The following is a 24,919-nucleotide window of genomic DNA, read 5'->3' on the forward strand; positions in this document are numbered from 1 at the left end:
CGCAGGAAGGAGAGCGTCAGGTGTGGGCGGTGCCGCTCGCAGCGCATTTTTCGGACGGTGGAGCGGGAACAAATGTGACCGGAGCGGTCTTAGGCGTCGATTTTCTATGGGGCGAGACGCAGTCTGCAGTCTATGCTGCAATGGGACACCTGGAGACGTCTGCCGGCCCCGAGCACAGCACGAGCCGCGGGGAGGGTATTTGGCTGGGCGGGAAGCTCGGACGCACTTTAGCATCTGGGCTGCGGTTTGAAGGTCAGCTTCGCGGCGGCGTCTATTCGGCCGAGCGCAGCCGCACGGTCGAATTAGCGCAAAGCATCAGCAGGATTGAATCCGATGAAACGGTATATCTGCTCTCCGGGGCCCTGCGCACGGGGTGGATAGGCACTCTTGGCGAATCGGAGGTCGAGTTTTTCCCGCACGTTCTTATGACCGGTACGGTGCTTCGCACGCCGACACTGACGGAATCCGGAACGGGAGCACTCTCTATTCGCCGCTCCTTCCTGCATTCGGCAGCTGCCGGCGCGGGGCTGACCGTGAATGTGCCGGCTCCCTCGCAGTTTTCGGACTATGCCTGGAATTGGAGCTTCAGCATCGAATGGACGCGGGAGCTTACTGAGCGCGCCGGCAATGTTTCCTTTGGCTTAGCCGGGGCAGCGGGTGAAACCGCTCGATCCATGGATTGGCCGGAACGCAATCGTCTGGCCGGCAGTGTTTCGCTTGAACTCCTCCGAAAGAGCGGTTTTTCTGCAGCACTGCGGCTCGACGGCGAAACGATGGGGAGCGCGCATTCGGCTGGTGCCGCCTCAGCTGAGCTTCACTGGACTTGGTGATAATGTCGGTGACTGTCCGGCGGCACAATGGAATCAGCCTGCTACGGGAAATGGTCTTCAGGCTCAAAATAACAGAGGCTGCATTCGCCTGACGAACGAATGCAGCCTCTGTTTTGATGTTTCAAAAGAACGGTTTACTTGAGAAGTTCCGGGTCAGCCGGGATGCCGAACCACTTTTCATGGAGCTTGTCGAAGGTCCCTTCGGCCTTGAGCTGCTTCAGCGCAGCATTGATATCCTGCTGCAGCTTGGTGTTGTTCTTTGCAACGACCATGGCGAAGTAGTCGGCGGTAGCGATTGGCGCGAGATGCGTCGTGCCCGCAGCGATGGACTTATTGGTGTGGAGCATGTAGTCGGTGACAGGCTTGTCATTGATCACCGCATCGGCGTTCCCCGCCATCATGTTGAGCACGGCGTCACCCACATGATCGAAGGTCGTGATTTCAGCGTCAGGAATCTTCTTTGCAAACTGCATTGAAGTTGTGCCGAGCTGAACAGAAATGCGCTTGCCCTTGAGGCTTTCGAAGTCCGTAATGCCGGCTTTATTGGCTTTCGGCACCAGAATGGTGAGACCGGATTTATAGAAGGGGAGCGAGAAGAGCACTTTCTTGCCGCGCTCAGGCGTCACGGAAAAGCCCGATGCGCCGAGATCAACCGAACCCGAGAGAATGGCCGGAATGATGCCGTCAAAGGTGATCTTGTCAATTTTCACCGTATCGCCGAGTTTCTTGGCAATTTCAGCGACAAGATCCATTTCGAAGCCTTGAATGGTGCCGGTGTTGGAATCCTGGAACTCAAACGGGGGGAAGGTTGGATTGGTCGCAACTCGCAGCTCCGCAGCGGAGACGGAACCGCACAGTGAGAGAGTGCAGAGGCCGGCGGCGGCAAGAAGCGACAAGGATTTGAAATTCATTTTGGGTTCCTTTTGTTTGAGTTGCATTGGATGAAAGATCTGTTTTAAGCCCTTCAGGGAAGCGGCATTAAAGCGGCGCTTTCTTCATCCGTGATTTGACTATAGCGATCTTTAAACAGATGAATGGGATCAATTGCACAAAGTTTTGAGGTACTCTAAGAAAACCTGGGCGATATGCCTTATATATTGATTTTCAGGAAAATATGACGAGTTTATGTCGACTGGCAGAAGGTATTGGTCGACGATTGAAGACTGTTGAGCTTTAATATTTTTTCCTGCGGCAGGCGGAAAGTATTAAGACAAAAAAAACGGAGAGCTTAAGGAGGCTGTCCGTTTTTAATCCGCTTCTGAAGAGATTCAGAAGTTTGGATGTTAAATTAAGGCAGTTCCGGATCGGCCGGGACGCCGAACCACTTTTCATGGAGCTTATTGAAGGTGCCGTCAGCCTTAAGCTGCTTCAAAGCCTTATCCATCTCGGCCTTGAGCTTGGTGTTCTGCTTGGAGGTGACCATGGCGAAAAGGTCAGCGGTCGCAATAGGCTTCAAGTGCAGGCAGCTTTCAGCGATCTGCTTATTCTGCGTCATGATGTAGTCGGTGACGGGTTTATCGTTAATCACCGCGTCGGCGTTGCCGGCGATCATGTTGAGAAGGGCATCCCCAGCACCGTTGAAAGTCGTGACTTGAGCGTCCTGAATTTTCTTAGCGAAGGACATTGAAGTCGTGCCGAGCTGAACGGAGATCTTCTTCCCCTTGAGGTCGTCAAAGGACTGAATATTCTTGGGGTTGCCTTTAGGCACGACAATCGTCAGTCCGGATTTATAAAACGGAATGGTGAAGAGAACACGCTTGGCACGTTCCGGCGTGATGGAGAAGCCGGCAGCGCCGGTGTCGATCGTTCCCGAGAGAATAGCCGGAATGATGGCATCGAACCCCATCGTTTCGAGCTTCAGATCTTTTTTCATGACCTTAGCCATTTCACGGACAAGATCGGCCTCGAAACCCTGAATCTCACCAGTGGTGGAGTTGTAGAACTCAAACGGCGGGAAGGTGCCTTCCGTTGCGACGCGCCAGGTGTCGGCGACGGCGGATCCGCAGAGAACAAGTGCGGCAATGCCGGCAGCAGCCGTGCGCACAAAGAAGTTCTTGGTCATTTCAAGATGCTCCTAGAGGAATATAGCGATGAAGTTATGAAACCGAACCGCAGACCTGGCAGGCAGAAAACGCTGCGGGATGAGGGAAATATAGGGTTGAGGCCGACCCTCGTGCGTGAATCGGATGATTTAAATACTCATAAACTGAGGAGAATTTGTCCGTTGCCGCAGAGGACTAAGCGGAGGGGACTAGTTGATGAAGTAATGCAGTGAAATGACCGTTTTTGATGGTGAAAATGCAGTAATTTGTCGACCATATCCGCTGCGGATAAAATGTGTAGACTGAAATCGCCCGAAAGGCAGGCCATGACAGGACAGACACGGTATTGAAAGGAGCTTGGCAAACGATGAAGCAGCGCATCACCATTTCGCTTGACGAAGATCAGGCGGCAAAATTTGATCAGCTGATCGCTGAACGCGGTTATGAAAATCGTTCGGAAGCTTTTCGCGATTTAATTCGCGCTGCGGAAGCCTCTCAAACCTTGTCCGATCCGCCCTCGGGCGCGACCTGCGTGGCCGTAGTGAGTTACGTCTACAACCATCACGAAAGACAGCTCTCCATGCGCCTGACTCAAGAGCAGCATGAACACGGCGATCTAGTCATCAGCCAGATGCATGCACACATCGGACATGAGGACTGCATGGAAGCGGTTTTTCTTAAGGGCACCGTGGCAGAAGTTCGGGCTTTTGCAGACAAACTGATTGCCGAACCTGGTATTCGGCACGGGAGCATCAACATCATTCCGGCGCATGTTCACAGGCATTGAGCGAGGTACTGTGCAAAACAAAAAAAGTCCGGCACAGACGCATGCTGGCGGACTATCGGGGAATTGACGTCGGACAAACAAATGGGGGGCGGTCTGACCCGGGCAGCCCCGATTGGGTCACCTTGCGGTTAACCCACCGCCCGGATCAGGCCGTAATTATGTCCTGTTCTTTCTGCGTATACAAGATCTGTCATACATTTCTTTGCACTATCATTCCAAAGAATTTTGAGTGTAAATGTAAACTGTTAGCGCCGCAGGCAAGAAGAGGCCATTACTGATATCTCAGTGTTTGTATCATATTTGATACAAGCCGATATTGCGACGAATTCCGTCTAAACAATTGCGTCTGTCTTCGACATTCAAGTGTTATGTCGAACACTTTAGCTGCTGAAGACAAAAATAGTCTGCACGGTTAGTCTCCGACGGGAAAGCTCCTGAGACGGTCAAGCCGCGCTCTAAAGCGGGAGGCGTTCAAGAGCTTTCATCATTACAGTTTATCGAGGGTGTTCTTTATTTTTTGTTCGGCAGATCGGCGGTATATACAATTTTTCGCTTGAAAGATTTTTTAGCGATGTCTTGAACGGCAAACGTTCCGCCCATCATTGCGCTGGCTGAGGCATAACCGGTTGCGACGTTGTACACATACGACGGTCCGTATTTGCCGCCTGCCATCGCACCGGAAGCATAAAGACCAGGAATCGGATCTCCGTTTTTGCCGATAACCTGAGCATCTTCGGTGACCAGCAGGCCGCCGGCGGTATCACAAATCGTGTGCTGTCCCTTGACGATGTAGAAAGGACCTTTGCGAACAGGTCGAAGATAACGTCGATCTTTGTTGAAATCGGAGTCGACACCTTCATCGCATAATTTGTTGTAGCGATCGACCGTAGCACGGACGGCCTTGGGATCCAGACCGGCTTTCTTGGCAACTTCTTCAATGGTGCTGCCGACAAAGGCAACTTCAGCCATTCGTCCCTTGCCGGAAAAAAGATTGCTGAGGCCCGTCATCTTATCGCCGGGAAGGGCATGACCAAAGTAGCCGAACACTGCGCCGGAACCGGTCTCCAAATCGCGCTTTTCGTCATCATCGATGAGCGTGTAAAGATAATTTCCGTTGATGCGCAAAGCATTGCCGCTCACTGAGAAGTCGCCGCTAAGGCCTTCATTGAAGAAGCGCCGGCCGTTCTTATTAAGCTGCAGACTTGGACCTTTGTTCAAAACATTAGCTGCGATCCAGGTCTTTTGGTTGATAACCTCACGATAGTCAACCTTATAAGGCAGAGCGCCTTCGGAGATAAAGGCCTCGCCGCCGGCAGTCTTAGCACCGATGTCGATGCCCATTTGAATCCCGTCGCCCGTGCTGTTCTTGCGGCCGGTAATAGGCGTGTCTGCCGGCATGTCAGGGTTGAGAAGTTTCAAAAGTTTAGGATTTGCCCCGTATCCGCCAGCGGCGAGAATGACGCCGCCCTTGGCATGAACGATCACATCATCATTCAAATAGTTCTTGGCATGGAGGCCGACGACTCGGCCGTCGGCATTTTGGATGAGCTTGTCGGCCCGGGTTTCAACAATGATTTGTCCGCCATTGTCCAAGATAATTTTCCGCATGGCTTCGATGAAATTGCGGTGCGGGAAAACGTTTTTATAGATATGTCCGACGCGCCGGCCGTTCAGTTCCGTGGCCGTGTTGCCAACAATCTCTACGCCGCGGTTGGTGAGCCATTTGATATTTTCGCCGGAACGTTCAATAAAACGCCGGACCATAATGGGGTTCACCATGTAATGGCTGTATGCCAAGAAATCTGCAATCAGTTCATCGGACGGGTAATAAACCTGATCCTGATCCGTGAATTTTGTCCTCTGGCCAAAGGTAATTTCAAGCATCATGAGGTTGCCGCCGACACCGGGAAGCTTTTCAACGAGTATCGGCTTTAGACCGTTTTCGGCTGCATAGGCCGCCGCTACCATACCGGCAGGGCCGCCGCCGACGATTGCAACGTCAGCTTCGTATTTGACTTCTTTGGCCTGTACGGTGAATGCTGCCGCGGCCATCGAAAGGCAGAGAGCCGCAATTTTAAAAGTCTTCATTCTCGTATTCCTCGTTATTTCGCATTCAAAATGAAGTTTTGGTGGCATTCATAGCACGCCGTTTTAGGACTGGCTTGATGTTCTTTGTGGCAGAGCGTGCAGCGGACATTGCCCAGGTGAGAGTCATGCGGATTGACCTCAACGACCGGACGCCGGGGGTTGCGGTCCGGGTTGTAGTCGGCATTGGGTACTGGCTTGCCTTTGTATTGACCGTGACAGCCGATGCAGGCGTCCTGAGCGGCCGGCTGTGCGGGGCTCTGCGTTTTGTGGCAGGCCGCGCAGTCAACCCCCTTGTGTTTGAGTGAAAACGGTGTGCCGGCATGGATCGGAGCGGTGACGCCCATGACCAATACGACGGCAGCACAAGCTGCGAATATCTGCTTCAAGATAGTCTCCTGCTTTCTCTAATAGGTTGGGTCAGGGAAAATGAGCAACGTGGTAAGTTTTGCTCTTTTAAAACTATAGAAGCAGGAAATAAATTGATTCTAAATTATGTTAATTTAATGATAAACAGAATATAAACTGAAATAATAATTTTTGATATTAATCAGTGAAGGTGAGGGTCACTCTTTGATTCAGCTGGAGGAGGAATGAACAAAATTATGCTTGAATTAGTATATATAAAATACATACTTTGCAAGATTGAATTTATTAAACTTAAAAAGCAGAAATTCTAGAGACTTTTATTTTTAAAGTCTGGATGGTTGTTGGCTGGAGTATGCAGCCGATATCCAATACCGTGAACGGTAAGGATGGGATCGTATCCTAAAGCCTGCTTCATTTTTCCGCGGAGTTTGCCAACTGTTACCCGAAGCGTAGCGATATCGCCTCGGTCATCCTCCCACAGCGACGAAAGAAGGTAATTGTAGGAAAGCACCCGTTCTCCCGCTTTCACGAGGCAAATGAGCAGTTGGTACTCCAGATTTTGCAGCGGCAGCTCAATACCGTTGGCACTTGCCGAATGCTGAGCCAAGTTGCATTTCAGCGAAGCGAAGGCAATTGTTTCTTCCGGTTCTTTGGGTGCGGGCTGATTGGGCCTGCTGCGGCGCAGGACAGCTTCGATGCGTGCGGTCAGTTCATCAATCGCAAAGGGTTTGCCCAAATAATCGTCGGCACCAAGCGTCAAGCCGCGGATGCGGTCATCCACACGATTTTTGGCCGTCAGCAGAATGACGGGTATCGAAGAGGCATGCCGCAGATGTTCGAGCACCTCGAACCCGTCCATGCCAGGCATCATCACGTCCAATACCACCAAGTCGGGCGAAAACCGGCCTAATTTATCGATAGCCTCAATGCCCGAATATGCCGATTCAGTCTCATAACCCTCAAATTTGAGATTGGTTGCAATCAATTGATTGAGGTTTCGTTCATCATCGACCAAAAGTATGCGCTTATTCATGACTGTATCATTCGTCAATTTATTAATTTTCTGAAAGAATCGGCAGAGTCACTCTGAAGGTGGATCCAATATCGAGAGCTGTATCTTTTATCGTTAGCGTTCCGCCAAATCTTTCAACGATCGCACGACAGATGGCTAAACCGAGCCCGGATCCTTGCTGAGTTTGCTGCCGAGCTCGTTCACTTCGATAAAATCGTTCAAATATTTTCTCCAGATCTTCCGCAGCGATACCCATGCCGTTGTCTTGAACGTCCACAATAATATCTGCATTCATCGTTTTGACAGATACTGAAATTTTGGGACGTGTTTTATTGTTATACTTCAATGCGTTATCCAATAGGTTTCTTAACACCTGACGAAGACGGGCAGCATCGCCCATCGTATAAAGCGGAGAGAACTTATAAAGCCGCTGAACGGTCATTTCAGTTTGTTTTTCCCATTCATCAATTTGCTGCGAAATTAATCCAACAACATCCAATCTTTCCATTTTGCAGGACAAAACGCCGCTGTTTAATCTAGAAATATTTAGCCATTCCGTGATTAAATTTTGCAGCCGAAGGGCATCACTGGCCATATTTTCTGTGATCTGGAGACGAAGCGCTGGACTCAAATGACTATTGCGTTTAATGAGTGTTTCCAAACCGATGCGGATAGTGGCTACGGGATTGTTCAGCTCATGCGCAACAAGTCCGATGACATCATCCTTGAGTCGGCTGACCTCATATTCATTGGTGATATCGCGGACAAGGACCGCCAGTCCGTCGAACACATGATGGTCATAGCCGCAAAGATGAACTGTCAATCGTGAGAGATGGAAATGTCTGCGTTTAGCATCTTTGTCTATCAGCTCCAAGACGTCATTCTGAGCTGAAGAGGGGCTTTCATGCGCTGCTGACGACGGACTTAAATGATTCAGGAAATCAAAGATTTCGCGCGATGACTTGTCAAGATTGAGCTGCAGTGAATCAGAAGTAAATCTGCGGAATTTCTCATTGGAAAAAATGACCTTGGCGTCTTTATCGAATAGAACGAATCCCTCCGCCATGCCCCCCAGCGCTGCGGTCAATGCAGCGTGCTGCTTACTGATGTCGATATAGAGGCGCTTATTGTCGAGCACAATGTCAATAAATCGAGCAAACCGCTCAAGGGCTTCTTGCAGCTCAGGGTTCATTGGATATGAGGAGCGGACCGCAAGCACTTTTTCGTCTTTAAGCGGAGTAACCGTTTGATAGTGTTGTCTCACTTCACGGCTCGAACAATGATGCTCACCATCTGCAATAACAATTTGATCTAAATCCCAGGCCTGCCCAAATCGTTCTAAAGCCATAGAAAATACAGGGGCGTCATTGTCTTTTGGGCTTTGCGCTATAGGGGAAAGCAGAAGATTGATGGCAGAGAGTTCCCGATTGCGCCGCTCTAAATCTGCTGTGCGCTGTTTAACCCGACGCTCTAAGTTCGCATTGGCTTCACGCAGGGCAAGATCACTTTTAACGACATGGTCTGCCATTTCTCGGAACTGTGTGAGCAGGCCTTTCGCTTCGGACACGCGTTCGAGATTGCCGACAGCTGCAGGGAGCGGCTTCCCTTGACTTAATATGCTGATGGATGCAGAGAGTTCGTCAAAAAAAGTCTTCAGCGTCTTGATGTAGGCACGGCCGAAAAGAAAGGATATCGCTGAGACGAAAATGACAACGAGCGTGCCCAAGAGTGAGATTAAATTCGGGCGAGTCAAAATATCGGCTTGTTCAGCCGTTATTTCAATTTTCCATGGGAAATTTGTCATTGCTGCAGAAAGTGCAATGGCATTCGCGTGAGGCTTGCGGCCCAGCGAAGCGAGCTCGCTGCGGCTGCTTTCGAGCGTAATGGAAGCATTCGCCGGCAAATAAGCATCGGCTGCAGTCTCCAGCAGTTTCTGCAAGTCGACTTTAGCAATCAAAACCGTATCAATTCGCGGATAAATGCTGCGGCTGAAAACGGGCGTTCCAATGAAGACATGAGCACCTGAATTCGAATCCTTCGCTTCCCCTAAAGTTGTCCGGCCGCTCCGGATCGTTTGCCGGAAAAACCAATGTTCGGAAGGATTCGTGATGATGCTTTCGGCCTGATCCGTCGTAAGCGCAGAAGAATAGGCGAGCAATTGGCCGCTGACGTTCACTGCGATGCTGGAGCTGTATCGGCCAGACGTAATATAAAGAATTTGCTCAAAAGCCCTGATGTCAGCGTTATCAGGGGAGCTAAAGAGCAGGCCTGCAGCTACGGCAGCTTCTTCAAGCCGTTCTTTCTGACGATCCAATTCCTTCTCAAGAGCGATGGCAATGGTATCGGCATATCCTTGATAAGTCTGAACGGCTTGTTCCTTGCTGTTTTGGGCTTGCATCCACATCGAGGCAGTGAGTGCGAAGAGCGGCGTCAGGGCGATAAGCAGCAAAGCGATCAGCTGCTTGTGCTTCAGGCTGCGGATTCTCATTGCCGGCCTCGCTTTGGCATCGCAGCGGCAATGCGGCCGACGTGACGCCCAAATACCAGACATTCAGAAAGATGTCCGCCGCGGTCATGAACGAATTGACTGACCGGCGCAGTTTCTCCCGCGGCGTAGAGTCCCTCGATCGGTGTATTGTTCCAGCGCAGAACCTGTTTGTTGCGGTCGGTTTTTAGGCCGGCCCCCATATGAGGCACATCAATGGATACAGGCATCGCATAAAACGGAGCCTGAGCAATGGGTTCCAAAGTACTGGGATCACGGTCAAACTGTTCATCAAATCCCGATTGGGCGGCGCGGTTGAAGTGAGTGATGCTTTTTTGGAGCAGCTCAGCGGAAAGCCTGGATGCATTGTCGGGATGCCGGGCAATTCTTTGGGCCAGTTCCGTTATGGTTTCGCCCGTCAAAATCCATCCCTTGCGCACGGCCTCCAGATTATCTTCTGACCAGGTCGTCAGGCCGCTGACGGTCGAACCTTCGCCGAGCGTGGCGAGCGGGCCGTTCAGCATCAGAGCGTGATCAAAAATCAGCCAGACCGGAGCGCGCGGGAATGAGAGCGTTGCAGGATCGAATTGAAGCAGTTCCTGATAGAACCCGTAGTGCTGCTCCTGATCGCGAAGCTCCGATTCGCTGGTGAAGCGTCTTCCAAAATTGTCGACGAGGATGGAGTGAGGGCTTCCGATACAGCTGAGCGGTACGCCCAGACGGATGCCGTTGTACTTTTGAGGCAGGAGCGCACAGAAACGATCAAAGTAACTGCAGGACGCAATGAGTGCTGCTCCGGCGCGAAGCGCCATATTGATGCCGTCGCCCGTATTTTCCGGGGCGCTCGAAGCGGCCCAAAATTGATTTCCGCTTGCTGGGAGAAGCGAAGCGCGCATGGTTCGGTTAAAAGCAAAGCCGCCGCACGTGAGGATAACGGCTTGCCGAGCCAGAAACTGATGTTCGGAGTTCTCTGAAACTGCACGCACGCCGATGACGGCATCGCCGTCGACAATCAGCTCCGTTGCCTGAAAGGCATAGCGAATTGAAATGCCTGACGCGGACCGGATGCCTTCATTCAAACAGGCATAGAGCGCTTCCCCGCCGCTGGTTTCCAATTTGGGGGAGCCGAACGTGCTGTGCTGAAAACCTTTCCATCTGCCGTAAGTCGCGATGAGCCCTTGAAGGTGAGGGCGGTAGCCCTCCCAAAGGCGCATAAACCGCGGCGTTGTGAAAAGCGCCGAAGTCGCCTGCCGAAAGTCTGGATCCAAGCTGTGGAGCCATTCATAAGTTTGCGGCCCCAGCTTGGCCCAAATTCGAGCAAGCGCGGTCAAATCCGGATCCATCTTTCCTTCCCGGTAGGAAACGCCTCCGTCGGGCAGGTAGGTTGACGCTATATATTGAGCAAGGACTTCTTCGCTGATGCCTCGGTCGGGACAAAGGTAAATGCCCGAGGACATTCGGGTAGAGGAACAGTGAGACTTTTGGGGTGATTTTTCGAGAATTAAAACACTCGATCCAGCTCGTGCGGCCTCAATGGCAGCTGATGCGCCGGCTGCGCCAAAACCGATGACGATGATGTCGGCCGCATAAGTTTTGTTCTGCAGCCGTTCATGCCCCGACGAGGCTGCTGCAGGCCGCAGCAATGCGCATCCGGCAGCCGTGAGCAGACTGCGGCGTGCAATGGCAGGATGATTCATCGAGGTTCTCCAGACTGCAGCGGCGGGCTTTTGACTTCAAACTGCCGGCAGCCGCTGAAATGTATGTTCTGTGTTTCTTTTAATTCATGCAGTCCGGTCAGCAGCAGGATCGCGGGCACTCACAAGGTTCTCCAATGCGAATCGATTTCTTCAGATCGAATTACGCATTTCCACAGTAGAGAAATCTTCTGATGCAGGTTGAAGCGCGGCAAAGAGTTTTTCACGTTGACGGTGAAGTCGGATGCACGAAAGATTGGGCTGAGTAGAATCTGCGTCATCATAGCGGACGCCTCTGTGCGTTCGCCGCCAACATTCATAAAGCGGACAGGGAAGCTTTTCCCCAGACCATCAGTCATGTCGCGAATTCACTATAAGAACCTTTGTGCCTTTCCGGGTCGTACCGGTGAACCGTTTCTCACGGAATTCACGGTTGAAGACGGTATGTTTATTGCCGACGACTCACCGGCGCCGGACGGCACTGAAATCGTCACGATCGATATGCGCGGCGCTTTTGTCATGCCGGCCTTCATTGATGCACATGCGCATCCCGATGGCCTGGCCATGACAATGGGGGCGGCCGCCTGTACGCCGCCGACCGTTCGTTCGATACCGGAACTCCAGAGCGCTCTGCGCAAAATGGCTGCGAAGAATCCGGAGGGCTGGATTGAAGGCTGGGGATATGACGAAAGTCTTCTCGCTGAGGGCCGCACACCGCTCAAAGGTGACCTTGATCAGGTTTCAGCTGACCGGCCGGTCTTCATCCGCCGCTCCGACTATCACTCAGCGGTCGTGAATTCCAAGGCCCTCGAGATGGCCGGCATTGACCGAAACACGCCGGATCCGGAGGGCGGCGCGTTCGGCCGCGATGCAAACGGGGAGCCTGACGGCCGATTGATTGAGCTCGGTGCCGTACGCTTTCTTGAGGCACACGCCAAACCGGCCAAAACGTTCGAAAGCGCCGTTGAATCGCTCTTAAAGCTCAAAGACCATTACTTGTCGCACGGCATTCTCACCACGACCAACATGATGGTCATGCGCGGGAGTGACCCGGAGCCCCTGACGCTTTACCGCGAAGCCTGCCGCCGCGGTCTGCCGGTGGACTTCAACCTCTATGCCGTGTGGCAGGGCGGCGAAGACTCGTCGGGCATGCCGGACTTTCGTGCCGATGAACTGCGGGGCCCGGTTCGCTATGCGGGCATCAAGCTCTTTGCCGACGGCTCGATTTCGGGCAAAACGGCGGCCGTGCGGAACCCCTACAAAACCGCTGAGGGCGAAAAGCTCGACTATCCCTGCGGGATGATGACGCTCGAAGAACCCGTATTCCTCGCCGCACTCTCTTATGCGCGCCGAAACGGCGTGCAGCTCTCGATTCACATCATGGGAGACCGTTCAATCGATGCCGTGCTCGACTGGCTTTCGGATGCCGATCCATGGCTCGCTGATGTTCCGAGCGTTCGCCTCGAGCACGCGAGTCTCTTGCGGCCTGATCAGCTCGAGCGCATTGATCAGATGCGCTTGAAGCCCGCATTCACCACGCAGATCATCTTTCCGTTTGCCGAATGGCGCAGCTACCGTGCATCGCTTTCCGACGCCGACTTCAACGCGGCTTATCCGGTAAAGAGCATCGCCCAAAGATTGGATGCCTTTGCTTTGTCGTCCGACGCGCCGTGCACGACCTGGGCAGATCCGGACAGCGTCTTTGTATCTCTCGCGGCCGCAGTCACGCGCCGCGACGCCGACGACGGCGTTTTTGGGCCTGATGAGGCAGTGTCTGTAGGCACGGCTCTGGCGCTTTACACCGGCCGCGCCGCACTGGTCATGCCCGAAAACGGCCAAATCGGCGTTATTGAACCGGGAGCCCGGGCAAACTTCATTCGGCTTTCAGGGAATCCCTTCATGACGGCGCCCTCTAAACTCGCCGAACTTCGGGTGACGGGCATCTGGCGCGACGGCGCGAAGCTCGAACTCCCCAAAGCGGACTGAGGGTCTTCACTGACCGGCAGGCCGTCTGAAAGCCTGCCGGCATCATCTATTGATGAGGCTCTGCTGGCGCACTTGCAAAATCCGCGCAACTCCTGCAATATTGAAAACGCTTACAGCTGAAGGACGCACGGCCTTCAAGACTCCGGTCAATATCCGTGCACATCAATAAAACTTGAACCCCTGAGGGCGTTCGCCCTCGCAGGACAGGTTCGGTTTCGAAGCTCGCCTCAGGCGCGTACGCGCTCTGGGGTTTTTCTTTTTGGAGAAAATCAATGAAGCAGGAAATCGCAGCTGTCCCGGCCAGCCGTTTTGGGCTGCACCTCAGCGATGAGGCGCATCCCGCTGCCAGGGGTTATGTCAGAGACGATCTCACGAGAGAAGGTGCGCTGCGCGTGCCGGAACTCCCGCGCGGATGGCATTTTGCGCCCGAGGCGTATGACGGCATCGCCGGCTGGTGGAACTGGGGCGGTGCAGAACCGCTCCTCATCACCGGACCCGCCGGTTCCGGCAAAACTGCCTCGGTGCTCGCATTTTGCGCAGTGATGCAGATGCCGGCCGTGGTTTTTACGGCCCGGCCGCGGATGGACCGCCGAGAACTCATCGGCCGCTGGGTTCTCGGACCCAGCGGCATGACTTGGGTCGACGGCCCGGCAGCGCTCGCATGGCGCAACGGCTGGGTACTCCTCATCAATGAGTTCTCAGCGGCACCGCCGGAAGTCTGGGTCTCCGCCAATGATCTTTTGGAAGGGCTTCCCCTCGAAATTGATCAGACGGGCGAGGTGATTGATCGTCATCCGCTCGCGCGCATTGTCTTTACCGACAATACCCGCGGGCATTCGACGGAACTCGCAGCGGGCTATTTCGGCCGGCAGATTCAGGACCGATCGGTCATTGACCGTATGTGGCACCTGCGATGCGAAGGACTCCATGAGGCCGACGAAGCGCGTGTGCTTCTGGCGTCACTCGAGGCTGATCTCGTCGTGCGTGCGGGTGAGGCCGCAGCAGAAGAAATCTGTGCGCTCGCGGCGCGTGCGGCAGCGGGCTCAAGGTGCAAGGCAGCTCAATCCCCTCTGGGGTTTGAGAACCGCTCCTTTGCGCTCTCTATTCGTGCTGCCCGCCGATTCGCGGAACTCACGCTGCGGTATGCGGCAGGGGATTTGCCGGTCTCGGCCGATCCCATTGCTGCTGCCGCAGACACCGCTGTCGGCAACGCGCTCGACCGCCCGGTGCGCGATGCGCTCGTCACGTATCTCAAAACGATCTTCGGCGAGCGAATCACGGAACTGCGGCAGATGCGCGCGGAGTCTTCGGCCCCCGTGCGGCGAAACCCTCGGTCCTCGAGACCGAAGGCTTGCACTGAGACTCCCGCACTTTCTTGAAGCCCTATGCCAAGGCGCCCTATTTGGGCCTTTTAAAGCCTTCGAATGCCCCTGACCGCTGGTTTCGGGGCATTTCTTGGCTTGTGAAGGGCTTCAATATCGGTTGCCCGGCAAATGAAAGCGAAGACCACATCTTCAATGGAGACCATCATGATGACAACGGACACCGTTCAGTTCGCTTTGCCGCTCGACGAAGACCGTCCTTCCAATCACATCGCCGCGAGAGGGTGCGGGCCTTTGGCTCAGCCAAACGCTCCAGCCGCTCAAAAGCGAAGGTTCCTCCCGCCCGCCTACACCGAAGCTCGCTTCGGTGACCCGACGACGCCGGAAGAAGCTCAGCTTTATGCCGAGCTCAATCGTTTGGACGGACTGCGCGCGAAAGTCAAAGGCGCCGAAAAACGCCGTTTGGCGGAGACCTTTCGCGAGGTCAACGCCAAAGCGGAAAAGCTTTTTAAGGGCCGGCGTTTTTGGGGAGCGGCCAGACCGCTTCTTGAACATGCTGCCGCCGAACTCGGCGCCGGCGGTCCGGCCGCAGCCGACACGGCCAGAATCATGGCCATGCTCGCGCTGCCGGCGCTCTGCAGACGAGACGGCATTACCGTCAAGTTCAAAGGGCGCCCGCAGACGGACGGCCGCACGATTTGGCTCGGGCCCATTGACTTCAGCCATCCGGCTGCGCCCATCTATCTCTTTGGTCATGGCGTTCATGAGCGCTGTCACGTGGTTCATACGAACTTCGATGCTGCAGGTTCAGAGGCGCACTCAGACCCGAGAGTGAGTGCATTCTTCAACCTCTTTGAAGATATCCGCGTGGACGCATTGGGCATGGCGGAGTGCCGCGGCTACCGCTTTTGGCGTGAAGCACTCTTTGCTGTGCTCTGCACGACAGGGAAGGCGGCATTTGCCGTCAACGGAACCACCAAGCTTCCGGAGCTCTTTTTCGGCTGGATGCTGGGCGTCCTCGAGGCTAAGGTTTTGAACCTCAAGCTCCCTGAGGGCATACTCGTCCGAGCCGATCAATTGGCCCGAGAAAAACTCGGCGGGGGTCTCCTCGATGAGGCGCTTCGTTTCGTGATGGGAAGACTCCCGCTCGCCAATACGGCCGAAAGCCTCAGTTTGGCGCGGGACCTGGTGGAGCTCCTCAGCGACCGCATGCGGATGGCCAAGAAAACCGCCCAAGTCGAGTCGGCCTTGTTAAGCGCGGAAGATGAAGCGCGCTCCTCTCCCCGTATGGGAGCGGCGTCGCTTCAGCTTTCACTCTTTGACAATGGCAGTGAGACTGCGAGTGCGGCGGCGGACAATGGGTTCGATTCACCGGCAGAGGATCTTGCGCCGGCGGCGGAATACGCCGTCCTCAGGCGTTTATTGGATCCGACGGGGTGGGTCCCAGCGTCGGGCAGTTCGCCCGAAGGGGAGGCATCGCTTAACCCGAGGGCATCGTCCTGCGATGCTGAAGCGGGGCTCGAAGAGCTCCTCTCGGCCATCACGGCAAAGTCCGAAGAGGAATTTGATCCGACGGCGGCTGAGGAGCGCTATGCCGAAGCTTTCGCGCGAGACTGCGAACAGGCCTCATTAGCGAATGCCGGTTCGATGGACGGCGTCAGTTCGTCTTCTCACATCCTTCGAGGGTATTTGTTCGCAGAAATCGAGACGGCTCGGCGTGCTTTCGCCAATGTTTGGCCCAAAACGTCAGATCTTGGATTGCAGTACGCCGAGGCGCTACGCCGACGCGTGCCGGTGCCAATGAGCGGCGCAGCTTCGGGCTGGGACGCGGACGATGATCTCTTGGAGCGCGCCGTCTGCGGCGACGACCGAATCTTCCTGCGGGAAGGCCGGGCGCCTGCCTGCGACGCCGCTATGCAAATCCTCATCGATCTTTCGGGATCAGTGGGGGTCGAGGGCGGCGCGATCGTGCGGACGGCGGCAGTCCGGCTCGAAGAAGCTTTAAAGCGAACACCAGGCATTCACTGCCGCACGGCCGTCTTTCCGGACGCCGCCGGCCGAGGCCCGATGCTCGCTTCCGAGTGGGAGACGCCCCCGGGCGGCTCACGCAGGGTGCTCGCTTCGATTCCTTCCAGGGGACCGACGCCAATCACTCAAACGCTCCTCTGGTCGCTCTTTTCGCTCGGGCACCGTCCTGAACCGACAAAACTCCTCATCCTCTTTACCGATGGGGTTTTTGCCGCGGACGACTGCCGAGCGGAGGAAGCAGCTTTAAAGCTCGCCGGCATTGAAACGGCGGCGGTGCTCTTAAATCTGCATCAGACCGTACCCGGCCGCCGGCTCTTCGAAAAGGAAACACGTGTAGTGAGAAACGCCGCGGAAATTCCGCTCGCGCTCTTAGATGTGCTTCGCGACTGGCGGCGCCGCCATCCTTGATGAGGACTGACAGCGCTTTCAGGCGACCCTCTCTGACATTTAGCTTCATCGCACCCCGTTCGGATGCCTCCCGTTTTCGGTCCTTTGGACCCGATGACGAGGCATTCGGCGGGGCTTTTTTTATGTAAGCCCCAAGCTTCGGGCTTTTTCTCCATTTCTTTTCTCCAAATCACTCCCGTCACGATGTCCATTCATATTCCGCATTTCTGCACGGTAAACAATCGCCTCAAGCCCGGCTTAATGCCGCAGTCATCAGCGGCCTATGAGTCAGCCAGGGATTGGCGGAGTGCAGGCGGACTTTTCGGCGAAATCCTGCTGCGATGCCGTCCGGCCAATCCGCTCACCGCTTTACGCCGTCATCCAGAAGCCTTGGCCCGCATTGAAGCATCGCTCGGCCGAGCGGACTTCAATGCCTGGGGCGCTTCGGTGCTCACGGCCTTTGCGGCCGACTGTGCGGTTTGGGCAAATGAAGCGTTCGGCCAAAGCCTCCTTGCCTGCGGATTGGCATTGATGGGGGACGCATCAGCTGCCGCAGCTGCTCTGCCGCAGCCGGCCGGACTCAATCCCGTCGAAATCGATGTGCTGCGCCAGGCGCGCAGGCGGACGGTCTTTTTGGGCGCGCTGGCTGCTGCCTGGGAACCGATAACCGAGATCACAGTGGAAGCCGGCCAAGGACGAGCAGACCGCTGGGAACCGTTGGAGTGCTGGGCCCCCGAAACGGAGTTTTTGGCTGAATTCGTGCTCCGCAGCGTGCGGAGCGGCCGAATCGTACGAGGGAGATGCGCCGAAGAGCTCTCTGCGCAGACCTTTGACCTCAGCACCACACGTCTCAAAAGCGAAACGAAAAGGCGGGCGTTGTGGAGCATCCTTGCGCGTGTCCAGAGAGCGGGTTCGAGGTCAAGGGCCTCAGAGACGCTATGGAATGCGGTAACCGAAACGAATTTTGACCGGCGCTGGGAAGCGGCGCTCGACCAAGAACTGTTGGGATTGCCGGCGTGCAGTGACGAAGGGCGGCTCCTCGCCCGCATTTTGATTGATGCTCGCCGCCGAAGACTCGTTGGCGGTGCGCCGAAGCTCCCGAGCGAGATTTTTCGCATGGCATCGTCCGTCGAAGGCCGAACGCTTTTCTCCAAAGCTTTCACCCAAAGGGTCGCCGAAGGTGAGGTGCTTCCCGTCGATGCCGCGGCGGATGAGGGAAGCCCAAAAGGATTTGCCGTTCGACAGAGGCGGGCGTCACCAGAGGAGTCGACAGACGATTCAGCGGAGAAACCGGATGAATCCGCTTCAGCCGAAGCGCATCGAAAACCGCGTTTATGGTGGGCGGCTGACGGCTGGTGGCTTGAATGGCCTCTGGGCGGACGGCTCTTGGCGGAGACCGCGGTCGACATTTATCCCGCTGCCGAACCGTTTTTACTGCTTAACGGTCACCAACAGGACGAAAGAGAAGAGCAGTTTCTGCGGGCGGCAGCGCTCTTTGCGGCTGCAGAGGTGCTTGGGCTTTCGGCATCTCTGCCGATAAAGCCGCAGAAACTTAAGCTCCCGAACAAACCGGCGGCTCTTCCTTTAAGGTCTTCGCGTGAACTCGAGGCCGCCTTTCTCACAGCAGCTGCACAGTCTCGCTTAAGTCCCGAGCAGCATCAGAATAGGGCGAGAGCGGTGAAGGCACTTTCAGAGTCCCCTGAATCCGAGATTTCGGGGAGCGGCGCAGACAGCGCGCGGACCGCGAATGAACTCTGGGCAGCTCTAGACGTTCGTTTAATGCGGCTGGCCAAAGCGGCTCAGCCCATTGCCCGGGCACTGGGTCCGGACGGCGCCCGAGGGCGGCATATGGCGGTGAATCCAGCCGGTTTCATACCGCGCCCAGAAGTATCGGCAGCTAAACCACCCAAAAACACCGAGCACGAAGAAGGCTGCGCGCTCTTTTGCTTCGAGCAGGCCGACGGAACGGATGCAGATGACGATGCCTTCGATTCAGAGCACTCACAGCCGAAGCTTCGGGTGATGGAAGAGCCTCAGATGCCGATGCCGCAGCTCGACGACTGCGAGTGGATCTTTGGGCTGGGCGCCGAGGCGGGTTTGGCGGGCGATGCAGTTTCGGCTGCGTTGGAACACTTGAAAGACTCGGGCGCACTCACTTCCGAAATCACGACGCTCAATCCCCCCGGCGTGTTTCTCCCGGAAAGCGCTTTTGAAGATTCCTTTGAACGCCTGCGGGCGTTCCTCTCGGCTTCAGCGCTTTTGTTGCGCCGCACCGGTGCGAATACGGGGCTTGCCCCTTGGATTTGGCACCGCGCGGATAAGAACGGCTTAGTGGAGGCCGGCCTTCTTTTGAACCCCGCCGCCCTCACGCTCGTTCGCCGCAATCCTGCCGGGGGCACTCAGCGGATCGAGGGCGAATCACGCCGGCGCCTTGCGGCGCAGGGCGCTGAGGCGCAATGGATTGGAATGTGAGCGATGACTAATGTTATGGATTTACTGAAAAGAAGACGGCCGCTCGCCAAGTCTTTCAGGCCGGCGTCGGAAGCTTCTGCGGACTGTTTGGCGCTCTGGCGGCCCGCTTGGGAAGTGGGCCCCGTTCTGTGGCACATGACCGCTTCGGCCTTTGCATTGGGACTTTGGAGCTGCGGAGTGCTTTCCGGCATGCCCGCACTGGTATTGGGCGGCATCCCGGCAGGACTGGCGCTCAAGCGGATCACGGAGGCGCAGCGTATTTGGCAAGAACGCTCGCGGCTCTCCGGGCATGCGCCGGCCTTCATGAGCTTTGCCGATCTGGCGCTCGTGATGCGAAGTTTCGAGACGCCTAGGCTCTCGCCCGATGAACCCCGGTCGGCCATTCGTCAGACGGGCATGACGAGGGCAGCAGCGATTCGTCTGATAGGAGCAGACCCGGGAACGCTCTTTCATGCGCCGGCCGAAGCGCCTGTTCAATCGGTTTGGTTTGGACTCGGGTTTCGCTGGACACCGGTTGAAGCGCAGCGATTGTATGAATTAACGCGCATTGACTGGAAAAGCATGCTTCTGCCGGAACGCTGGCGTCATTGGTTTGCTCAGCACCCCGGGCTATCTGACGCTTCGCCCGGGATTCCCGTTTTGCACGGTGTCGGGCCGTCGCCGGTCTGTCCGCCCTGGCAGCGCGGACGAATTGAAGAAGAGCCCGGCATTATTCGGCCGCTCTCGAGCTTAGGAGGCGGAACGCTTCTCGTCGGCACAACGCAGACGGGAAAAGGCGTCGTGCTCACGAACCTCGTTAGTCAAGCGATTCTGCGCGGCGACGCGGTCATTGTCATTGATCCCAAATCGAGCAAACGCCTCCGAAGCGCCGTTATCGGGGCTTGCCGTGCCGCCGGTCGGCCCGAGCCGCTCGAATTTCGTCCGGCATTCCCGAAGCGCGGCGTGCGGCTCAACCCTCTGGGGAGCTACACCCGCAGCACTGAAATCGCGAGCCGCATTTGCGCAGTGCTCCCTCGCGGGGACGGTGCTTTTACCGCATTTGCCTGGCGTGCGGTCTTTGTCATGACCGAAGGCATGCTCTTTGTGGGACAGCCGCCGACCTTGCGGCGCTTTCGTGCGGCACTTGAGCGCGGCATTGAGGAGCTCCTCGAGGCGGCGCTCCGCAAGGATTTGGCTAAGCACGTCCCCTTTTGGGAAGAGCGCCTCGAGGCACTCATCCTGCAGCAGTCGCGGGAGATCCGAGTGCCGATGGGGGCGGGCGGCGGGACGGAGCTCGCAGCCATGGCTTTGCTTTGGGAGCGCACAGCAGGTTCCCCAGGAACGAAATACTGCCCCGGGACGCCCGAAGCGGCGGTCGAAGGGCTTCTCTCCGTTTATCGCCACAGCAGGGAGCATTATGTGAAGATCACTGCGTCGCTTCTCCCGGCACTTTCCATGCTCACAGCCGGAGCATTGGGCGAAAGTCTCTCGCCGGAATTTGATCTCTCGGGCAAAACCGACGATTCGCGGCCCATCGTTTCGCTCGAAGACGTGATCAGCATGCAGGGCGTCCTCTATCTGGGGCTCGATGCGCTGCCCGACGCCGAAACGGCTTCGGCCCTAGGGGCGCTCTTGCTTTCAGACCTTTCGGGTGCAGCCGGGCGGCGCTACAACACGGAAGCAAGCGGTCAGGAGGCTGTGCGGACGAGTCTTTTTGTGGATGAAACCGCCAACGTCATCAATCCGCCCCTGATTGAAATTCTCAATAAAGGCATGGAGGCGGGCTTTCAGTGCGTCTGCGCCATGCAGACCATCAGCGATCTGGAAGCGCGCTTAGGTTCTGCGGCGCAGGCACGCATGGCGCTTGGCAATTTAAATAATCTCATTGCGCTTCGCACGAAGGATGAAGCGACGCAAAAGTTTATTGCCGAAGTTTTCGGCCGGACGACGATTTGGGAGACAGCGGCCTCGGTGACGACAACGGCCGGCGCGAGTGCGCTCCCCGCTTTCCGTGCGGCCGCATCATCGAGTCTCAGCGGCCGACGCGATTCCGTCGTGCCGCTCGAAGCCCTAGGCCAATTGCCTAACCTCGAATTTTTTGCGTCGCTCTCGGGCGGCCGGCTTTGGAAAGGGCGCATGCCGATTCTCGATCCCGCGCTCGAAGGCCTCCATCTGTATGCGCCGGTGCCGAAAGTCCCTGCGCCCATCGGGCGTTTGCGAGCGTTCCTTGAGGCTCGCGTGAAGTGCCTGAAGAGCGGTCGGCGGCACTCGGACGTCACTTCAATGGTGAAAAAGGAGAGAGCCTGAAATGAGAGCCTTTTTAGGATTATGGACAGCCGCTATGCTCCTCACCGCCGGGTTTGGCGCCGCCGGGACTTCGCCCGAGCGGCTCATTCGGGTGATTTATGCTGATGCTTATGGCGCCGCGCAGGTTTTGGACGGGAGGGCATCTCTCGCGGCTCAATGGACAGAGGATGCGCTGCGCGCCGTATGGGCATCCGGAACCCAGGGCTTATTTCCGACGACGCTCGGCAAGGGAGCTCATACGCGGCTCCCAGGGTGGTCAGGCAACGATTCGAGACGAGCGGCAGATCCGATTCGGACGAGCTTATCGAGAGCGGCAGCGTCGCCCTATATCGAAAATCTTCGGCTCATGGGGCTGCTCGCCATCCGGCGGACGGCCAGAATGGCGGTCTACTTCCTCCTTTCGGGGGTCTTTCTTATTGCGCTATTTGCCGACGGCATGCTCGAGCGCAGAATTGCGCACCACCGCATGACGGGCGGGCGGCCGAGTCTCTTTGCGGGTCTTGGGTTTGTGCCGGGCGGACTCTTCATCGTGAGCTCTGTCGCAGCACTGCTTCCGACGGTCGTTTCCGAGTGGTGCTTTTGGGTGATCCCAGTGCTCTTTGGCTTGGCCATGAGGCATATGGCTGCGCGGTGGCATCGCCTCCCTCGGTGAATTCGTGCCGCAGCAATTGCGCCGAAGCTTGCGGTATTACGTCCGAGAGACGCGTTTAGGGTGACCAAATCGAATACAGGCAGGTCATAATTCATTCACCAAATTACTACAGGATGTCCGCCCCATGCCGCGAAGCAGGGTGCTTTGCTGAGTGCGGATCCGTCCCAATGCCGGAGAAGAAAAATGTCCCAAGTCAATCCCCCGTATCGTGCTGATGTCGTCGGCAGCTTTCTGCGCCCCAAGGAACTGCTCGACGCGCGTCACGCTTTTCAGGCCGGGAAGCTCGATCGTGCTTCTCTCACCGCGCTCGAAGACCGTCTCATCAAGGATCTCGTTGAAAAGGAAGTGAAGAACGGCCTCAAGGCCGTGACCGACGGCGAATTCCGCCGCTCCTTCTGGCATCTGGACTTTCTCGCCGGTCTTTCCGGTCTGCATCATGTGAAGGCCGATCACTGGTCGGTGCATTTTGAAGGCTTCCAGCCCAAGGCCGAAACGGTGGTGATCGAAGACCGCATCCGTTTCCCCAAGGATCATCCGTTCTTGGAAGCCTATGACCGTCTGAAGGCGATTGCCGGCGACACACCCATCAAGTACACGATCCCGTCGCCCTCGATGCTGCACCTCATCTGTGCGGTGCGCTGTGAGACCTATAAGCCCATCCCGTTTTATGCTGAGCATCCCGATGCGCTTTTTGACGATCTTGCACAGACGTGGACGGACGCCATGCTCGCGCTTTATGAACGCGGCTGCCGCTATCTGCAGTTTGACGACACGAGCTGGGGTGAATTCTGCTCGGTCGAAAAGCGCGGAGCCTACGCCGCACGCGGGATTGACGTCGATTGGGTGGCCAAGCGCTACGTTGAAGTGATCAACAAGATCCTGGCCAATAAGCCCGCAGATCTCACCGTCACGATGCATATCTGCCGCGGCAACTTCCGCTCGACCTGGTTCTCGTCGGGCGGCTACGAACCCGTGGCCGACATTCTCTTCTCGCACTGCAATGTGGACGGGTTCTTCCTTGAGTACGACAGCGACCGTTCGGGTTCGTTCGAGCCGCTGCGCTTCATCAAGAACCAGACCGTCGTGCTTGGTCTCATCACCAGCAAGTTCCCTGAACTTGAAGACAAGGACGCCGTCAAAGCCCGCATTGAAGAAGCGACGAAATATGTGCCGCTCAATCAGCTTTGCCTCTCGCCCCAGTGCGGCTTCTCCTCCACGGAAGAAGGCAATATCATGACCGAAGATGAGCAGTGGGCGAAGGTTCGCCTGGTGCGTGAAATTGCCGACGAAGTCTGGGGTGATCAGTAATTTCCGGCATTGCGGCTGACCGCACTTCGCTCAATTGAATTGAATCGACTTGATGATTAGAACCGTCAGCCGACTTCAGAAAAAATGGGACGCAATAGCTTTCCGGCTGCTGCGTCCCGTTTTCATTGCCCATCCCGAGCCATGAAGCGTGTTTCAAAAGGATGAATTCTGCCGTCAGATAGACCTGCATCAACTTCCCTCGGATCGATTGGCAAAATGAGCTTTGCTGATTGGGCATGAATTCTGCACAATGACTCTCACTATCCATGCCTCATCCGTCCGCTTTAGAAGTCTTTTTAAACTGAATTAACTGCCATGGCCGCTTTTCCGCTGATGCTTCCGGGTACGTCCCGGCCCCCGAAGCTCGTGGTCTTTGATCTCGACCACACGCTGATCGCGTGCGACGCAACGATCCTATGGACGGAATTTCTTTATGAAAAAAAGATCGTCACTGATCCCATCTGGCGTCAGTACGACCGCGATATGGTGAAAAGCTACGCCAAAGGCGTACTGGACATCCGCGATTTCTGCAGAAAACATGCCGGAGCGTTCCGCAGCATTCCGGAGGAAAAACTCCATGCATTGGCTCAGGAGTTTGCCAAAAAGAAAATTGCGCCGCTGATTTTCCCTGACGGCAAAAAATGGGCGAAGAACGCACTGCAGGCCAATATTCCAGCCTGTGTGCTCTCGGCCTCGGCAGCCTTCATTGTGAAGCCGATTGCCAAGCTCTTTGGACTTACCGATGCGATGGGGATTGAGCTGGCGTTTAAAGACGGATTCTGTACCGGCGAAATTGTCGGCATTCCGACTTTTCAGGAAGGGAAGGTTGAGAGACTTTCTGAACGGCTCGCCGAAGCCGGCATCGGTTTTGAAGATGTACTTTTCTTTACCGACAGCAGAAATGACCTGCCGCTCGCTGAACGCGCGGGCTATACCGTTTGTGTCAATCCGGACGCAGTGCTCGAATCCGCAGCCCGCAAAAACGGCTGGAAAGTTGCAGAGTGGAAACTCTCCCTGCGCACTCAAATGACCGCGCAGGTGGATGCCAAGGGCGTGCCGGAAACTCAGACCGTGCGAAGCTAAAGTATTGCGGCTCAAGCTGATTGCGGGGGCCATTTCTTTCATTTGAATAACTGTCCCCTTGCTGTCCGCGTTCGGCAGCATGACTGGCTGA

The 24,919-nt window shown here is 55.9% G+C and carries 17 protein-coding genes; 10 read left to right on the forward strand and 7 right to left on the reverse strand.

The window, feature by feature from the left end; all coding sequences use genetic code 11:
* Window positions 1-74: 74 nt before the first annotated feature.
* Entirely contained in the window at window positions 75-830 is a 756-nt protein-coding gene (locus DES29_RS12635) for an autotransporter domain-containing protein (RefSeq protein WP_236578968.1), read from the forward strand.
* Window positions 831-964: 134 nt separating this feature from the next.
* Here the strand turns inward: DES29_RS12635 and DES29_RS09340 are convergent, their stop codons facing one another.
* Together DES29_RS09340 and DES29_RS09345 are read right to left on the reverse strand one after the other, a co-directional pair.
* Window positions 965-1,741 carry a basic amino acid ABC transporter substrate-binding protein gene (locus DES29_RS09340; protein ID WP_016474419.1) on the reverse strand — a complete coding sequence of 259 codons (777 nt, stop codon included), beginning with the start codon at window positions 1,739-1,741 and terminating at the stop codon, window positions 965-967.
* A gap of 377 nt (window positions 1,742-2,118) precedes the next feature.
* The gene (locus DES29_RS09345) at window positions 2,119-2,892 is read right to left on the reverse strand and encodes a basic amino acid ABC transporter substrate-binding protein (protein ID WP_113854794.1); all 774 of its coding nucleotides are present in this window, start codon (window positions 2,890-2,892) and stop codon (window positions 2,119-2,121) included.
* 347 nt (window positions 2,893-3,239) lie between these two features.
* On the opposite strand from DES29_RS09345, the gene nikR reads away from it, so the two are divergent.
* Window positions 3,240-3,659 (forward strand): nickel-responsive transcriptional regulator NikR, encoded by a 420-nt coding sequence (gene nikR, locus DES29_RS09355; protein ID WP_005429067.1) that lies wholly within the window; start codon window positions 3,240-3,242, stop codon window positions 3,657-3,659.
* A 510-nt stretch (window positions 3,660-4,169) separates the two neighbouring features.
* Here the strand turns inward: nikR and DES29_RS09360 are convergent.
* The 5 genes from DES29_RS09360 to DES29_RS09380 form a co-directional block, all read right to left on the reverse strand.
* Window positions 4,170-5,747 carry an FAD-dependent oxidoreductase gene (locus tag DES29_RS09360; RefSeq protein WP_113854795.1) on the reverse strand — a complete coding sequence of 526 codons (1,578 nt, stop codon included), beginning with the start codon at window positions 5,745-5,747 and terminating at the stop codon, window positions 4,170-4,172.
* Between the two features lie 14 nt (window positions 5,748-5,761).
* On the reverse strand, window positions 5,762-6,133 hold the full coding sequence (locus DES29_RS09365) for a cytochrome c3 family protein (protein WP_046446737.1): 372 nt from the start codon (window positions 6,131-6,133) through the stop codon (window positions 5,762-5,764).
* Window positions 6,134-6,420: 287 nt separating this feature from the next.
* A complete protein-coding gene (locus DES29_RS09370; protein ID WP_021995528.1) occupies window positions 6,421-7,146 on the reverse strand; it encodes a response regulator transcription factor in 726 nt (241 codons plus the stop codon).
* Window positions 7,147-7,168: 22 nt separating this feature from the next.
* Window positions 7,169-9,676, reverse strand: a complete 2,508-nt coding sequence (locus tag DES29_RS09375) for a sensor histidine kinase (protein ID WP_236578942.1) — start codon at window positions 9,674-9,676, stop codon at window positions 7,169-7,171.
* Complete coding sequence (locus tag DES29_RS09380; protein ID WP_113854796.1) at window positions 9,610-11,307, reverse strand: FAD-dependent oxidoreductase; 1,698 nt, start codon at window positions 11,305-11,307, stop codon at window positions 9,610-9,612. Before DES29_RS09380 ends, DES29_RS09375 begins: the two co-directional genes overlap by 67 nt.
* A 354-nt stretch (window positions 11,308-11,661) precedes the next feature.
* Here DES29_RS09380 and DES29_RS09390 point away from each other — a divergent pair, with 354 nt between their 5' ends.
* The 8 genes from DES29_RS09390 (at window position 11,662) to DES29_RS09425 (ending at window position 24,828) form a co-directional block, all read left to right on the forward strand.
* Entirely contained in the window at window positions 11,662-13,290 is a 1,629-nt protein-coding gene (locus DES29_RS09390) for an amidohydrolase (RefSeq protein WP_113854797.1), read from the forward strand.
* A 272-nt stretch (window positions 13,291-13,562) separates the two neighbouring features.
* Window positions 13,563-14,669, forward strand: a complete 1,107-nt coding sequence (locus DES29_RS09395) for an AAA family ATPase (protein ID WP_016474412.1) — start codon at window positions 13,563-13,565, stop codon at window positions 14,667-14,669.
* Window positions 14,670-14,819: 150 nt separating this feature from the next.
* Window positions 14,820-17,048: a vWA domain-containing protein gene (locus DES29_RS09400; RefSeq protein ID WP_113854800.1), complete on the forward strand. Its 2,229-nt coding sequence runs from the start codon at window positions 14,820-14,822 to the stop codon at window positions 17,046-17,048.
* A 183-nt stretch (window positions 17,049-17,231) separates the two neighbouring features.
* Window positions 17,232-19,499, forward strand: coding sequence for a hypothetical protein (locus DES29_RS09405; RefSeq protein ID WP_113854798.1), 2,268 nt, complete (start codon window positions 17,232-17,234; stop codon window positions 19,497-19,499).
* Window positions 19,500-19,514: 15 nt separating this feature from the next.
* Window positions 19,515-21,785 (forward strand): conjugative transfer system coupling protein TraD, encoded by a 2,271-nt coding sequence (gene traD / locus DES29_RS09410; protein WP_236578943.1) that lies wholly within the window; start codon window positions 19,515-19,517, stop codon window positions 21,783-21,785.
* A 34-nt stretch (window positions 21,786-21,819) separates the two neighbouring features.
* Window positions 21,820-22,437: an IncC plasmid conjugative DNA transfer DtrJ family protein gene (locus DES29_RS09415; RefSeq protein ID WP_231293651.1), complete on the forward strand. Its 618-nt coding sequence runs from the start codon at window positions 21,820-21,822 to the stop codon at window positions 22,435-22,437.
* A gap of 183 nt (window positions 22,438-22,620) precedes the next feature.
* Complete coding sequence (locus DES29_RS09420) at window positions 22,621-23,745, forward strand: 5-methyltetrahydropteroyltriglutamate--homocysteine S-methyltransferase (RefSeq protein WP_021995165.1); 1,125 nt, start codon at window positions 22,621-22,623, stop codon at window positions 23,743-23,745.
* Window positions 23,746-24,060: 315 nt separating this feature from the next.
* Complete coding sequence (locus DES29_RS09425) at window positions 24,061-24,828, forward strand: HAD family hydrolase (RefSeq protein ID WP_021995167.1); 768 nt, start codon at window positions 24,061-24,063, stop codon at window positions 24,826-24,828.
* Window positions 24,829-24,919: the final 91 nt, after the last annotated feature.

The organism is Sutterella wadsworthensis (assembly GCF_003315195.1).
In the GTDB taxonomy this organism is placed as follows: domain Bacteria; phylum Pseudomonadota; class Gammaproteobacteria; order Burkholderiales; family Burkholderiaceae_F; genus Sutterella; species Sutterella wadsworthensis.